Raw genomic sequence first — 15,260 nt, 5'->3', positions numbered from 1 at the left:
GGCAACTTAGCGCGCACGAAGGATCTCGATCGCCTTATCCATCTGGAGATCGCGCTTCGCTTTCACATCTTCTTCGGTGAGCTTCACCTCGATGTCCGGCGTAATGCCGTCCTTCGGGATCTGATGGCCGTCAGGCATGAGCCAGCGTGCGACAGTGATCTTGAGTCCCGTGTTCTCGGTGATCGGAATGAGTTCCTGCACGGAGCCTTTGCCGAAGGTGTTCGTGCCGACGGTCTGCGCGATATCATAGTGCGCGAGCGCGCCCGCAAGGATTTCCGATGCCGAGGCTGAGCCCTTGTCGACGAGGATGACCATCTTCAGGTTCCCATTGAAGACGTCGTAACCGCGACTGCGATGATCGACGTTGCGCTGATTGCCGCCGTAATCCTCGGTGACGACGACTTTGCCCGATGGCAGGAACCAGCTCGCCATATCAACCGACGCCTCGAGATAACCGCCCGGATTCCCGCGGAGATCGAGGATGAGGCGGTTCGAGCCTGAATCGACGAATTCACGGAGTGCCTGACGGAAGAGGGTCGGCGAGTTCGCGGTGAAGTTATGGAGCGAGATGACGAAGATATCCCCCTTACGTTCGGTCTCAAGGACCGGGATATTGATCACGTCACGCATCACTTTGATCTCCTGCGGCGCTGCCCAGCCTTCTCGCGCGATGAAGAGACGCACTTCGCTTCCTTTCGGGCCACGGATGCGATTCACCGCAGCGGTCACATCCATGCCGCGTGTATCGGCATCATCGATCTTCAATACCTTATCGTCCGGCTTGATGCCCGCGCGTTCCGCCGGAGTTCCCTTGAGCGGTGCGACGACCGTGAGGATCTCATCCTTGATCGCGATCTCCATGCCGACACCTTCGAAATTTCCTGCAAGATCTTCCTCGAATTGTTTCTGTTCGACGGGCGGGAGGAAGAAGGTGTACGGGTCTCCCAAGGATTCCGCCATGCCGGCGATCATGCCGTAGACGCGCTTTTCTTCCGGAGTGCCGGCGATTTCCGGTTCAGTAGATGACGCATTCTGTGGCACCGACGCAGGAACGAATCGTTCATCCATGATCGCCCACGCCTTCCACACCGGATCAAGATCGACTCCGGCCGGAGGTGCGGCTACGCCGAGCGATTGCGCGACGGCAGCCGGAAGAAGGCTGCGTGCGATACCGGTGCTTCCGATAAGGAAGCCGCTGGCGAAGACCGCGATGACGAGGATGGAGACACCCATCGAGATCGTTGACGTGCCTTTCTGCTGCGGATGCATACCGGAGTAGTATCGCATATTCCCGCTGTTTTCTCTACGCATTCCTGCTAGTATGAAGGGATGTCCTTCCTCGATTTCCTCTTCTCAAAGAAGGAGGAGAAAGCCACGCCGAAGATACGTCTCCACAACACCCTCTCCGGCGAGAAGGAGCTCTTCGAGACCATCCTCCCCGATACGGTAAAGATGTACAACTGCGGCCCGACGGTCTACGGCGTGCAGCACATCGGCAATCTCTCGATGTTCGTCTTCACCGACATCCTGCGCCGCTCGCTCGAATACGGCGGATACAAGATGCGTCAGGTCATCAACATCACCGATTTCGGCCACCTCACCTCGGATGCCGATGAAGGCGAAGACAAGATGACGAAGGGGCTTAAGAGAGACGGCCTGAAGCCGACGCTCGAGAACATGCGCAGCATGGCGGAGAAATACACCGAAATCTTCCTCTCTGACTTGAAGACCCTCAACGCGAAACTCGACGGGACGGAATTCCCGCGCGCCTCCGATTACATCCCCGCGCAGGTCGCGATGATCCAGACACTTGAAGAGAAAGGATACGCCTACGAGGGAAAAACGGCGGTCTATTTCGATACGTCGCGTTTTCCTGACTACGGGAAATTGGGCAATATCAATATCGATGGCCAGAAAGAAGGCGCGCGCGTCGCCGCATCCGACGAGAAGCGTAATCCTTCGGATTTCGTCTTATGGAAGAAGGATACCAAGCTCGGCTGGGATTCGCCGTGGGGCAAGGGTTTCCCGGGCTGGCATATCGAATGCTCCGCGATGATCCGCAGCATCTTAGGCGATCGTATCGACATCCACACCGGTGGCATCGAGCACATTCCGGTGCACCACAACAACGAGATCGCGCAGTCCGAAGCGACGAGCGGCAAGAAGCCGTTCTCCCGCTTCTGGCTTCATCGCGCGCACCTGCAGCTCGATGGCGGCAAGATGGCGAAATCCGAAGGAAATGTCGTCTACCTCAGCGATATTATCGAAAAGGGATTCCATCCGATGGCATTCAGATATCTCCTTCTCGGTGCGCACTATCGTCAGCCATCCAGCTTCACGTGGGAGGCGCTGGAAGCTGCACAGAGCGCCTTCCTCAAACTTCGTAAGCTTGTGGACACCCTGCCTGAGGGAGGCAGTGTCCCCATGGACTACAAGAACCGGTTCGAGGAACGCATCTTTGACGACGTGGACACGGCGGGTGCGCTCGCGGTTCTTTGGGAGATGACCAAGGATAAGGATCTGGCGGAGAAGAATCTGCGTGCCGGCATTTTCGATTTCGATCGCGTGCTCGGTCTCGGTCTTGCCGAAGAAGATGCTGATGCACGATCACGCTGGGAAAAGGAATACGGCGTCGAAGTATCGAGCCACGATATTCCTGATCACATTCAAGACCTTCTTGCGAAGCGCGAAGCGGCGCGTGCAGAAAAGAAATGGGCTGACGCGGATGATTTCCGTTCCCAGATCGAACATGCAGGATTCGTCATCGAAGACACGGCCGATGGTCCGCGGGTAGTAAAAAAGTAAGCGCCTGACATTTCAGTCAGGCGCCGACCCGAGAATTACTCGGAAGGAGTAGGAACACTGATGACGAGATCGTGCGACTTCGGCTTGAAGTCTACGGCAAGTTTCGCGATGAGAATCGCTGTGCCGAAGACCAGAACCATAACCCCGACCGCGCCTACTGCATTCTTAAACATAAGCTATCTCCTCTTGATGCGCGACTCATGTAGTCGCACTGGTATAATTATACCACATTCAATCTATTTTGCAAGTACCAGATTAACGAGGCGGTTAGCTACGAAAATGACTCGTGCAGGCTCCTTCCCTTCCAGCCACTTGGCCGCGGCCTTCTTGGCGGCTTTCTCGGCATCAGCCTGAGCAGCGTCACGCGGAAGCGTGATTTCAGCGCGCGCCTTGCCGTTTACTTGGACGGCAAGCGTGACGGTATCCGCCAATAACTTGGATTCATCGTACGAAGGCCACTGCGCGATATTCACCGACGTCGCCCGTCCGAGTTCATGCCAGATCTCATCCGCGATATGCGGCGCGAATGGCGCAAGGATGGTGATGAATGACTCATACTGCTCCTTCGTCAGACCCTTTGCTTCCGCTTCGTTGACGAAGATCATCATCTGGCTGATCGCGGTATTGAATTTGAAATTCTCGATATCCTCCCCTACTTTCTTGATGGTCTGGTTGAGTACGCGCTCGACATCCGCATCCACTCCGGCAGCGAACGTTTCCCGCAATCGCCAAACGCGCTCCAAGAAGCGCCGTGCGCCGATAAGGCTCGAGGTCTTCCACGCGATGGCATCGGTGAACGGGCCCATGAACATCTCGTAGATGCGGAGCGTGTCGGCACCGTAGGTATCCACGATGTCGTCAGGGTTGATGACGTTGCCGTACCGTTTCGACATCTTGCGGCCGTCTTCCGCCATGATCAATCCGACTGAAATGAGACGCTTGAACGGCTCTTCAGTCGAGACGACACCGATGTCCTTGAGGAACTTGTGCCAGAATCGCGCATAGATGAGGTGGCGCGTCGCATGTTCTGCACCGCCGACGTACATATCCACCGGCGCCCAGTATTTTTCTTTAGAAGAATCCACCAACACCGCATCATTCTTCGGATCCATGTAGCGGAGGTAGTACCAGCTCGAACCCGCCCACTGCGGCATGGTGTTGGTCTCACGCTTCGCAGCGCCTCCACATTTCGGACAGGTGGTGTTCACCCACGATTCGATTGCCGCGAGCGGCGATTCACCCGTCCCCGTCGGCTCGTAGTGTTCCACTTCCGGCAATTTCACCGGCAGTTGGTCGTACGGAACGGGGACGGTTCCATCTTTCTCGCAGTGCACGACCGGAATCGGCTCTCCCCAGTATCGCTGGCGCGAGAACACCCAATCGCGGAGTTTGTAGGAGACCTTCGCCACACCGAATTTCGTCGTCATCTTCGCTTTAGCGGCATCCGCGGCGACGCCGTTGAATTCGCCTGAGTTGATGAGCTTTCCATCATCAGAAACGACTTGGATGCTTGGGATACCGAACTTCTGCGCGAACTGCTGATCGCGCTCATCGTGCGCCGGGACCGCCATGATGGCGCCGGTGCCGTAGTGTGCCAAGACGTAGTCAGCGACGTAGACAGGAATCTGCGCACCATTCGCAGGGTTTGTGGCGACGACGCCTTCAAGCTTCACGCCGCTTTTCTCCTTCCCTTCTGCCGTGCGCTCGATCTCGCTCTTTGCCGCAGCTTCTTTCGCATACGCGGCCACCTCGTCTTTATTCGTGAAAGCGAGTTTTCCGAGTATCGGGTGCTCAGGAGAAACGACCATATAGGTGACGCCGAAGAGCGTGTCTGGTCGCGTCGTGAAGACCTTCAGCGTCTCGCCTCCGATGGCGAACTCGATTTCCGCTCCTTCCGAGCGGCCGATCCAATTGCGCTGCGATTCCTTGATATGCTCCTGCCATTCAGGAAGGAGTTCCAGGTCATTCAAAAGTCGCTCGGCATACTCAGTGATCTTCAGCGTCCACTGACGCATCGGCTTTTTCTCCACCTGAGAGCCGCAGCGCTCGCACACGCCGTTGTCCAGATCTTCGTTCGCGAGGCCCGTCTGGCAGGATGGACACCAGTTGATGGGCTCGAATGCTTCGTACGCCAAGCCTTTCTCCAGAAGTTTCAAGAAGATCCACTGTGTCCACTGGTAGTACTCGGGATCAGTCGTATTGATTTCACGGCTCCAGTCGTAATCCAATCCGATCTTCTGGAGCTGCTCCTTGAAGCGAGCAACGTTCTTCTCGACCGCTTTGCGCGGGTGCACTTTGTTCTTGATGGCGAAGTTCTCTGCGGGAAGGCCGAATGCGTCCCAACCCATGGGATGCAGCACGTTCTTCCCCTGCATGCGGGCGTGGCGGCTGTAGATGTCGGTCGCGATATAGCCCTTCGGGTGTCCCACATGAAGACCATCTCCCGACGGGTACGGGAACATGTCCAAGACATAGGCCTTGGGTTTCCCAGTGTCTTCCTGAGAGCGGTAGATTCCCTGGGATTCCCATTCTTTCTGCCATTTCTTCTCGATCTTGCCGTGGTCGTAGGACTTCATGGAGAGAGGATAGCATACGGCTTGCCTCGCTCAACGCGCGTGGTAGATTGCGCTCCGGAACGGAAAGGAGCCATATATGTGGCATTTGTGGCAACAGCACGTCGCGTTTATGAACGCCACGTTCGGACAAGGTTGGCAGGATTACGTCATCGTCGCCTTGCAGCTCGGATTCTCGATGGCGTTACTCCCGATGTTTGCAAAGAACGCTCATCGACCGGAGCTCTCGAGCTCACTGACAACGGCCGTATTTGTGACCGTGTTCGTGTACGTGTATGCAACGCTCGGATTCTGGAAGACCGTGATATTCACTTCAGTCCTAGGAATCGAATGGTGGATCATCGCCTACCTCGGACCTAATTCGAGGAAATGAAAAAGGGCCAGCTTTCGCTGGCCCTTTCTTTTTACATTGTTTGCTTATTCGCGTTCGCTTGCGGACGCGAGGCGAAAAGGGTCGGGAAAACTGTAGTTTTCCCGTGTCGGAGAGCAGTGAGAAGCGGAGCTTCGCAAGGCCGGAGGCGCTCGGCGCCGAGGCGGGGTCGCGCAACTTTTCAGCAGAAAAGTATGCGTGACCAGAGCGAAGCGAAGCAGTCCGTTGAGAACCGAGGGTTCTCAAAACAAGCCTGCTACCTGACAGGCTTGTTGTACGGTGGGTATCTCTCTGGATCGATGGTGCGATCGAAGCAGTGCTCGCCTTCGCCGTGATCCCAGTTCTCATCCGGCATCGGTGCGCCATACATCGCCGCAGGACGCGCAATCGAAGACTGACGCTTGTTCTCATCACTGCTCCTATTGAAGGTCGCACAGAGCTTGAACGAGGAATTACTGGTGCGTTCGTAACGATAGCTTTCTCCCGACTGCGGATCAACCGGATTCCTCCAACCGCCGATCGGATCGTTAAGCTCCTCGAGCGAGGCCGGAAGCGTCTCCTTCTGCTGCCAGAAGTTCACGACCTGCCACTGGATGCTGAGGAGATCATCCGCCTTCTGCGAATCGAAACGATACAAGCGTGCTTCTGCAGGAGTACCCATGATGAAGAAGCCCGCAAGAATGGTCACCAGCACGAGAAGACCCGCCGCCCAGCCCACCATCTGCGCGCGCTGCGGCTGCTTCAGCCAGTATCCCTTGAGATCAGCGAAGAAATGGAGGAACACGCCACCGGCGACAAGGAGAAGTACGGCGACTTTGAGGAGGAATCGCGACGTGAGTTCCCCGCCCAAGAAGTAATTAATGAGCGTGATGAGATCGATGACGATCGCCGCCCCTGCGATGAAGACCGTGAGGAAAAGCGCCCAGCGACGGATCCAAAGATCCTTCTTGTCGCTGTCCGCGGCGATATCCTTGCGGATGAGACGCATAAGGATGAGCGTCACCGGCACCAGCACGATAAGCGATGCCATCTGGAAGCGCATGCCGCCCGAGAAGACATCGACCGTGTAATACGCCAGAGGATCGGGAAAGACGTAGTTGATGTAGGAGAAAACGAGGGTGATAAACGCGACCACGCTGCCGTATAAAGAAACCATCGCACCCGCCCAGAGGAAGAAATCCTTAGGCGTTACCTTGGGATTAGTCATATACCTAAGCGTAGCCCTTCTCTTCAAGCGGCACAAGAGGGTCATCGGAATAGAAAAAGCCGCGTCATTGCTGACGCGGCCTGCAGGTGCCCGTAGGCTTATTTATTGAGGCTTGCCAGCCTCGAGTGTTCCTCCTTCAATCGTGCGAGCTTCGTATCGGCTCGCGAGAGGCTTTTACGCACCCGGGCTTGCGCCTCAGGCGTGAACCAGGCGAGCGGTCGGCACTCAGATTTCGTCTGAGACAAGACCAGACACACCCGCGCCTCTTCTTGGCCGGACTCCGGATTCTTCTCCCGGATATACCGACGCATAAGGCTAGAACCGGCATCACGGCCGGCGCAGCTCGTCCCCTTCCGGACGAACCACTCGTTCACGATCCTGCCATCGGGAGCAACCTTTTGACACACGCGCATGGTTTCCATGACGTCGACCTGGTCGAGCGCCGCTCGCTCGCGCTGATGCGCGATGCCAGCAGGAAAGCGCACATGCTGTATGTACCCGAGCCGGCCGTCCCCGATGGAGACGGTCACTTCGTATGCGCCCTCTTTGGCGCACGGGATTCCCGGCGGGATGGTTGTTTTTCTCACGAGGCTCGGATCGGTACCGACGGTCTCGATGCATTCAGTAAGCACCTCGACATCGGCATCTTCTCCTCGTACCTCAACGCCACTAAAGAACAATGCGGCGCTGAGGACAATACACGGAATGCGATTATTCATCGCGTCTCCTTTCTATCGAGAGAGCACCTGCGTGTATAAAAATACCACAGCGAGCGCGGGATGCGAAAAAATCATGAATGAAGGAACTCCATCACGTCGCCATCCTGCACGACGTATTCCTTTCCTTCGGTGCGTACCCAGCCTTTGGCCTTCGCCGCCGACCACGAACCCGCTTCGAGGAGTTTGTCGTATTGAATGACTTCGGCGCGGATGAACTTGTCGCGGAAATCAGAGTGGATGGCTGCGCCTGCTTCAGGAGCCTTTGCGCCGCGCTTGATGGTCCAAGCGCGCGTCTCCTTCTCGCCGGTAGTGAAGAATGAGATGAGATCCAGGAGGCGGTAGCCGCCGCGGATGAGATCATCGATACCGTCGCTGGATACACCGAGTTCGCGGCGGAATTCCGCCTTCTCATCTCCGTGGATATCGGAGAGCTCGTGTTCGACGCCCGCATCGACGAAGACCCATTCCGCCTTCTCGGATTCCAAGTGCTGCTGGAGCGATTTCCAGCGCTCGCCGCCTTCGGCGTCCATATTGATAGCGCCGCTCTTGCGGTTGAGCACGTAGAGGATCGGCTTCATCGTCATGAGATTGAGCGATTTCGCTATGGCCATCTCTTTCTCATCGAGCTCCACGGTGCGGGCGGCCTTTCCTGCTTTCAAGACCGGTACGATCTTCCGCAGCACGTCGCGTTCCGCGATGATCGCCTTGTCGTTGCCGCGCGCATCACGCTCCGCGCGCTCCAAACGTTTCGAGGCACTCTGTTCGTCGGCAAGGACGAGCTCGAGATTGATGACGTCGACATCGCGCGCCGGATCGACATCGCCATGTACATGATGGATGTCTTCGTCATCGAAGAGCCGGACGACTTCAGCGATCGCATCGGTCTCACGGATGTTCGTGAGGAACTGGTTACCGAGACCCTCGCCTTCGGATGCGCCCTTTACGAGACCGGCGATATCCACGAATTCGACGGCGGCAGGAACGGTCTTCTGCGAATTAGACATTTTGGAAAGCGCATCGAGGCGCGCGTCCGGCACTGCAACGACACCAACTGATGGATCGATGGTCGCAAACGGGTAGTTCGCGATAAGCACACCCTTCTTGGTGAGCGCATTAAAAAGCGTGGACTTGCCCACGTTCGGAAGACCGACGATACCGATACTGAGTGCCATATCGCGGCTATACTACACGATTTCTCGCGAATTGACATCCCCACGTATTCACGGATAATGCGCTCTGTTCTGTACATTTGAAAGGAAATCGAACGATGCAGAATGCACTTCTGAGCTTCGACGGCCGCATCGGCCGCGTATGCTTTCTCGTGACGAACCTTATCGCGCTCGTGCCGGCTGGCTTCGCGCTGCTGCTCATCGCCAGCGGTTCGGCTATCGCCGAGCGCAACCCGCACGCACTGACTGAAGGTGATCGCATGCTGGTCCTTATCCTGAGCCTCATCGGCCTCATCATCATGCTCGGCGTGATGTGGGTCGCCGTGGCCATCACCGTGAAGCGCCTGCACGACATCAACATGTCGGGCTGGTGGACGATTCCGCTCCTCATCATCCCATTCGTCGCGTTCTTCCTGCTCTTCGTTCCGGGCAGCGTCGGACGTAACGCATACGGCGAGGAACCGGGTGACGGTGTCTTCGATGTGGGCGCAAAGCTCGCTCCGGCAAACGTCGCGAGCGCATAACTACACGGGCCGGACATATCGTCCGGCCCGTTTTCTTGACACGCTTTTGCGCGAAGCGCATCATCCGCAGACGGACATCTGGTCCGGAAGGATAAAGAGGAGAATTCCCCATGACGACTCGAGGGACACCCAAGTTCAAATATACCGATGGCTTGGACAACATCACGTCGCAGACCGGATTCCTCGGCACGCCGCGCAGTGGCGTCGCGATGACACTCGTCGGCGTAATGGTAATCGGTCTCGCCTACTACACGGGCAGCATCGTTGCCGCAATCGCGGTCCCGACCATCTTCGCAATGTTCTACCTCTTCAAGAAGTGAAGACGAGAGCCGGCACATCGTTGCCGGCTCTTCTTTTATGCACCCTTCCTGCCCAAATTCTTCACCTTCTCTACCCAGCGAGCCTTCCGCTCTTCTGGAACATTTTCTGCCGGACCGAACCACGTCGTGCCCACGGAGAATCCGGCGAACCACAAAATCCCCCACTTGAGCTGCGCATTCACGTTGCCCGGAAGGAGTCGTACGAGCCATGGCTCGGTACCGCTGGTGATGATGATGCGCGCGGTCTTCCCTTTGTACATGCGGTGCCAGAACATGCTGCGCTTGCCGCTCGGGAGCTTCATATACCTGAAGGCGCTTCCCGGAAGCCACGCACGATCGAAGATCGCCTTCAATCCTGCCGGCATCCCGACCCACCAGACCGGATGGATGATGACGAAATGGTCCGCACTCTTCACGTTCTCCTGGAACTGCTTGAGGTCCGGCTCGAGATCCTGTATCGCACGATAGCCTTTATGCAGGATGGGATCGAACTGCATCTCGCCGATATTCATGCGGACGACGTCGTGCCCCGCTTCCTTCGCACCGGCCTCGTATGCATCCGCTAACGCACCGCACATGCCGACGTTGTCGGGATGTCCTAAGAGAATGAAGATCTTTTTCACGAGGAAAGTGTAGCACAGCGCCGCTCGAAGCCTCATTTCAGTAACTGTTGACAATGCAACTGTTGCAATATAAACTTCATGAATGAACTTCCCTGTTCCGGAGAACTCCTACGAACGCTTCTTGCGCGCCGTACATAAGAGCGTCTATGCTATCGACCGCAACGCCGATCGTTTGCTGACTGAGAAAGAGGGCGGGACCTTTTCCCAGTTCCTCATCCTGATGGCGATCGCACAGTGCTCGGGTCTCTCCCAGCAGAAGATCGCCGAGTTCCTTGATCTCACGCCGGCGGCGGTGAGCCGTCAGATCGATAGCCTCGTCAAAGCCGGACTCATCGTCCGCGAACAGGACCCCCAGAGCCGTCGCTCGCATGTGGTCAGCCTGACGCCGACGGGGGAGAAGCGGTTCCGCGCGATGAAATCGACCCTCCTCGATTCGTTCAAGGAATCGTCGAAGGTGCCGGCGGACGAGCTCGATGCCGCGAGCGAGATCCTCGAGAAAGTAGTCGCGGCGATGCATCCCCATTGTTAATCATTATTTATTTATTTTTTTAATACCTTTATGAAAAATCCTGTCGTCTACATCAAGCGCATCGATTGGAAGGATCGTCGCACCCTTGCGGCTATCGCTGCAGTCGTCGTCCTTATCATCGCAGGATTCTTACTCCTCGGTGGCACCGATGAAGCAGGGACCGCTGAAGCAGGTCTCCGTGAGGTCTCGACGATCTCCGTCGCCCAGTACTCGAGCGGCGCAGGCGGTGTGGCGGTGCCGACGGCCAACGGCAATTCCTACATCATCCGCTCTGAAGCATCCGGCAAGGTCCTGCGCGCGGCCAAGACCGGTGCGGTAGCCGAAGGTGCGATCGTCGCACAGGTCGAGAACAGCGCACAGCGCGCTTCCCTCCTCCAGGCTGAAGGTGCCTACGAAGCAGCAGTGGCAGCATCGGGCGGCAACAAGAACTCGCAGGCAAGCGCACGTCAGGACGGTGTTCGTACATGGAAGGCGGCGACCGTATCGGTCGCGGAAACGCTCCGTTCTTCGATCGATACGTACTACGCGGATATCCGCGGCACCGGCGGCACGAGCGGATTCAAGCTTGAAGCATTCGGCGCAGCGCCGGATCTGAACGCCGCACGTAATTCGATCGAGCGCACCATCCTTGATCGCTGGGAAACAGAAAGCGTCACGGATTCGAATGCGGCCGAGAAACTCTCACAACTCAATACGGATCTCGCGACTATCGGCGCGCTCGTCGATAAGATTGCTGCGCTTGTCCCCCGCCAGAGCATCACCAATGTCTATCCTGAATCGTCACGCGCCGCTGACGCAGCTGCGCTCGCGGCAGCTCGTGCCGCTATCACGACCCAGCAGGAAGCCGTCGATAGCGCACGTACCGCGATTACCAATGCATCCGGCTCAGGCGATGCTTCTGCACAGGCACAGGTAAAGCAGGCACTCGGTATCCTTGAAGCAGCGCGCGCTGCCTACGCGAAGACCGTCGTCCGCACCCCCTTTGCCGGAACGCTCACCTCGGTCAACGTGACCGCAGGAGACATCATCTCCGCCGGTGGTGATGTCGCGATCATCGTCCCCAAGGAAGGCGTCGAGACGGAACGTAAGTTCGTGCTTCCCCTTTCCGCGGTGAAATACACCCCGGCAGGCGCACTCGTCTTTACCGTGAATGCCGAAGGCGTCCTTGAATCGAAGACGATCGAGACGGGACTCGTCACCGCTGATTCCATCACCGTGAAGGGCCTCAATGGCGATGAAGTGATCGTACAGGATGTCCGCGGCCTCAAGGCGGGCGAGAAGGTTGAAGTCACCAACTAACTACCCTTATGTATCCTCTCTGGAACTTCTTCCTGACGCGTCGCGCCTTCACCATCCTTGCGATGGCGGCGTTCCTCGTCGCAGGAACCTACGCGCTTGTCGCGATGCCGAAGGAATCCTCTCCTGAGGTCGTCGTCCCTATCGGGATCGTCACCACGGTCCTTCCGGGCGCGACCGCTGCCGACGTCGAACGACTCGTAACTGACAAGCTCGAACCGGCGGTCCGCAACGTGCCGAATATCGACAAGGTCACTTCGAGCTCGGTACAGGGCGTTTCCATGATCAACGCGCAGTTCCTGGCTTCCGCGGATATCGAGACCGCGATCCAGGATCTCCGCAACGCCGTCGAAGGCGCGAAGCGCGATCTTCCCAGCGACGCCGAAGCACCGACCGTCACCAAGGTCGACTTCCAGAACCAGCCGGTCCTCATGATCGGCGTATCCAGCGATCTCGCACCGGAGACGCTGCATAAGCTCGGTCAGGACATCAAGGACGATCTCCAGTCGCTCGATGGCGTCTCGCGTGTCGAGGTGGCAGGCGTACGCGGACGTGAGATCTCGATCGTACTCCATGCCGATGCGCTCGCTCGTCACAACCTGAGCGTCATGCAGGTCTTGGGCGCGCTTTCCGGCGCAAATGCTTCTGCGCCGGCAGGTGTCCTCACGATCGATGACATCCAGTACCCGGTACAGTTCAAGGGCGATATCACTGACTCCGCCGATGTCGGCCTCATTCCGGTGAAGACCGCGACCGGCGAGCTTCTCATCCGTGATATCGCAACCGTCATCGACGGCTTCGAGCGCACCGCGAGCATCTCCCGTCTCGCCGAAAAGGACACCGAGGCTTCCTACGCGATGACGATCAACGTCTATAAATCAGCCGGCGCCAACATCCTGACGGTGACCGATACGGTGAAGGATCGTGTCGAGGAATTGAAAGGCAGCATGCTCGAAGGCTCTTCCGCGATCGTCGTCTATGACGCCGGCGACGAAGTCCGTCGCAGCATCTCGGAGCTCACCCACGCAGGCCGCGACACCATCGTCCTCGTGATGCTCGTGCTCCTCATCGCGATCGGCTGGCGTGAGTCGCTCGTCGCCGCGCTTTCCATCCCCCTCTCGTTCGTCATCGCCTTCTTGGGCATGTGGCTCACCGGCAACACGATCAACTTCATCTCGCTGTTCTCGCTCGTCATCGCGATCGGCATCCTCGTGGACAGCGGTATCGTCGTCGTCGAAGCGATCCACACCAATCGCGAGAAAGGCATGGAGAAAGTGGAAGCCGCGCGTGATGCGGTACGCCGCTACGGTTGGCCGCTTATCGCGGGCACCATGACGACCGTCGCCGTCTTCGTGCCGCTCTTCTTCCTCTCCGGAATCATCGGTGAATTCATCCAGTCGATCCCCTTCACCATCATCGCCGTCCTCTTGGCGTCCATCCTCGTGGCACTCGGCTTCGTGCCGCTCCTCGCGCTCGCGCTCCTGAAGCACAGTGAGAGCCCGTTTGCCGCGAAGCGCGAGAAGATCTGGGAGACGATCGCTGTTCGATATCGCTCATGGATGCAGGATCTGTTCCGCAGCCGTCGCCTGCAGAAGATCTTCATCTCTGCGGTCGCGATCTCATTCGTCGTCGCTATCGCCCTGCCGGTAACCGGCCTCCTGAAGGCCGTCATGTTCCCGCCGTCCGATATCGATTTCTTCTATGTCGAGATCGAGCTTCCGCAGGCATCGACACTGGTCCAGACCGATGAAGTCGCACGTAAGGTCGAAGCGGTCGTCGCATCGAATCCTGACGTTGCTTCGTACCTGACCACCATCGGCGGCGGCTCGGTATTCGCCAACGGTATGTCCGGCGGCTCCTCCGGCAACGGCAAGCTCGCGAACATCACCGTCAATCTCGAGAAGGACCGCGACGCGACCTCGATCGAGATCGCAGAGGAATTGCGCCGCGAACTCGCCCCTCTCCAGGGTGAAGGCGGTGCCAAGATCAACGTCATGGACAACCTCGGCGGTCCGCCGTCCGGCGCGCCGATCGTCGTGAAGATCTGGAGCGAAAGCTTGGATAACCTCGCGATAGCGACCGAAATGGTCGAGCGCCTCATCGAAGAGACCGAAGGCACCCGTGATGTCAGCTCGTCCCTCTCGAACGATGGAACCGAGCTTCAGGTGAGCGTGAATCGCGAGAAGGCGAACGAATACGGTCTCTCAGCTGCCGATGTCGCCGGTACGCTCCGCGCCGCGGTTTCCGGCATGGAAGCGACCAAGGTACGCATCGATGGCGATGACGTCGCCGTGCGCATCATGCTCGACTTGAATCAGGATTTCGTGCAGCCGGAAGAAGCGAACTTCGCAGATGCCGATGCGCTCGCACGAGTACCGGTCACGACGCAGCGCGGCACCGTCCCCTTGGGCACCTTCGTCGAGATGACCGCCGCACGCACCTCGGCGTCGATCTCGCACGAAGACGGCACCCGCATCGGATCGGTCTCCTCGTATGTGAACGACGGCGTGAATGCCCTCGAGGTGACCGCCGCGGTGCGCGAGAAGGCTGACGCATTGAAGCTTCCGGAGGGCGTGCGTCTCACGTACGGCGGTGATGATGAGGAGATCCAGCGCACCTTCACGGAAATGCTCATCGCGCTCGTCGCCGGCTTGGTATTCATGTTCGCCATCCTCGTCCTCGAGTTCAATGCATTCCGTACCACGCTGCGCCTTCTCTTGGCGATCCCGCTCTCGCTGACCGGTGTACTCATCGGCCTCTTCATCTCCGGTGAAGCGCTCTCATTCAGCGCATTCCTCGGTATCATCGCGCTCGGCGGCGTCCTCATCAACCATGGCATCCTTCTTCTCGACGTCCTGCATAAGATGCGAGAGCATTCCCCGGGCAAATCCGCGGAAGAAGTCGTCTTGGATGCCTCGACCGCGCGCATCCGTCCCATCCTTCTCACCACGATCACGACGGTGGTCGGCATGATCCCGCTCACCTTCGTCTCGGAGATGTGGGCACCGCTCGCCTACACGATCGGATTCGGACTCCTCTACGGGACCGTGCTCACCCTCGTGCTTATCCCGCTCCTCTCGTATCGCTACGAGTTGAAGCACCGTTCCTAAGACAAAACGCCCCGC

Annotated in this window: 14 protein-coding genes; 7 read left to right on the top strand and 7 right to left on the bottom strand. The window is 57.9% G+C overall.

Translation table 11 applies throughout. The annotated features are described in order from the left end of the window. Positions 1-6: 6 nt before the first annotated feature. A complete protein-coding gene (locus JNK62_03765; protein MBL8158621.1) occupies positions 7-1,269 on the bottom strand; it encodes a S41 family peptidase in 1,263 nt (420 codons plus the stop codon). Between the two features lie 60 nt (positions 1,270-1,329). Here JNK62_03765 and JNK62_03760 point away from each other — a divergent pair, with 60 nt between their 5' ends. Further along, entirely contained in the window at positions 1,330-2,805 is a 1,476-nt protein-coding gene (locus JNK62_03760) for a cysteine--tRNA ligase (GenBank protein ID MBL8158620.1), read from the top strand. 35 nt (positions 2,806-2,840) lie between these two features. Here the strand turns inward: JNK62_03760 and JNK62_03755 are convergent, their stop codons facing one another. Then, positions 2,841-2,978 (bottom strand): hypothetical protein, encoded by a 138-nt coding sequence (locus JNK62_03755; protein ID MBL8158619.1) that lies wholly within the window; start codon positions 2,976-2,978, stop codon positions 2,841-2,843. 63 nt (positions 2,979-3,041) lie between these two features. Continuing rightward, positions 3,042-5,381, bottom strand: coding sequence for a leucine--tRNA ligase (locus tag JNK62_03750; GenBank protein MBL8158618.1), 2,340 nt, complete (start codon positions 5,379-5,381; stop codon positions 3,042-3,044). Positions 5,382-5,457: 76 nt separating this feature from the next. On the opposite strand from JNK62_03750, the gene JNK62_03745 reads away from it, so the two are divergent. Next, a complete protein-coding gene (locus tag JNK62_03745; protein MBL8158617.1) occupies positions 5,458-5,751 on the top strand; it encodes a hypothetical protein in 294 nt (97 codons plus the stop codon). 253 nt (positions 5,752-6,004) lie between these two features. Here the strand turns inward: JNK62_03745 and JNK62_03740 are convergent, their stop codons facing one another. The 3 genes from JNK62_03740 to ychF all read right to left on the bottom strand — a co-directional run bounded on the left by JNK62_03740 (position 6,005) and on the right by ychF (position 8,846). Next, positions 6,005-6,955, bottom strand: coding sequence for a hypothetical protein (locus JNK62_03740; GenBank protein ID MBL8158616.1), 951 nt, complete (start codon positions 6,953-6,955; stop codon positions 6,005-6,007). A gap of 98 nt (positions 6,956-7,053) precedes the next feature. Beyond that, positions 7,054-7,674, bottom strand: a complete 621-nt coding sequence (locus JNK62_03735; protein ID MBL8158615.1) for a hypothetical protein — start codon at positions 7,672-7,674, stop codon at positions 7,054-7,056. Between the two features lie 71 nt (positions 7,675-7,745). Further along, a complete protein-coding gene (gene ychF, locus JNK62_03730; protein ID MBL8158614.1) occupies positions 7,746-8,846 on the bottom strand; it encodes a redox-regulated ATPase YchF in 1,101 nt (366 codons plus the stop codon). A 95-nt stretch (positions 8,847-8,941) separates the two neighbouring features. On the opposite strand from ychF, the gene JNK62_03725 reads away from it, so the two are divergent. After that, positions 8,942-9,367: a DUF805 domain-containing protein gene (locus JNK62_03725; protein ID MBL8158613.1), complete on the top strand. Its 426-nt coding sequence runs from the start codon at positions 8,942-8,944 to the stop codon at positions 9,365-9,367. Positions 9,368-9,477: 110 nt separating this feature from the next. Then, positions 9,478-9,687 (top strand): hypothetical protein, encoded by a 210-nt coding sequence (locus JNK62_03720; GenBank protein ID MBL8158612.1) that lies wholly within the window; start codon positions 9,478-9,480, stop codon positions 9,685-9,687. Between the two features lie 35 nt (positions 9,688-9,722). Here JNK62_03720 and JNK62_03715 read toward each other — a convergent pair whose 3' ends face one another. Then, the gene (locus JNK62_03715; protein ID MBL8158611.1) at positions 9,723-10,310 is read right to left on the bottom strand and encodes an NAD(P)H-dependent oxidoreductase; all 588 of its coding nucleotides are present in this window, start codon (positions 10,308-10,310) and stop codon (positions 9,723-9,725) included. An 82-nt stretch (positions 10,311-10,392) separates the two neighbouring features. On the opposite strand from JNK62_03715, the gene JNK62_03710 reads away from it, so the two are divergent. The 3 genes from JNK62_03710 to JNK62_03700 are packed head-to-tail and all read left to right on the top strand — an operon-like array spanning position 10,393 to position 15,245. Further along, on the top strand, positions 10,393-10,839 hold the full coding sequence (locus tag JNK62_03710) for a MarR family transcriptional regulator (protein ID MBL8158610.1): 447 nt from the start codon (positions 10,393-10,395) through the stop codon (positions 10,837-10,839). Positions 10,840-10,869: 30 nt separating this feature from the next. Continuing rightward, complete coding sequence (locus JNK62_03705; GenBank protein ID MBL8158609.1) at positions 10,870-12,138, top strand: hypothetical protein; 1,269 nt, start codon at positions 10,870-10,872, stop codon at positions 12,136-12,138. Between the two features lie 8 nt (positions 12,139-12,146). After that, positions 12,147-15,245, top strand: coding sequence for an efflux RND transporter permease subunit (locus JNK62_03700; GenBank protein MBL8158608.1), 3,099 nt, complete (start codon positions 12,147-12,149; stop codon positions 15,243-15,245). Positions 15,246-15,260: the final 15 nt, after the last annotated feature.

This window comes from bacterium (genome assembly GCA_016789445.1).
Lineage (GTDB): Bacteria > Patescibacteriota > Minisyncoccia > Phycocordibacterales > UBA2100 > UBA10103.
The sequence above is the reverse complement of the archived record's forward strand: the minus strand, read 5'-3'. Positions and strand labels throughout refer to the sequence as shown.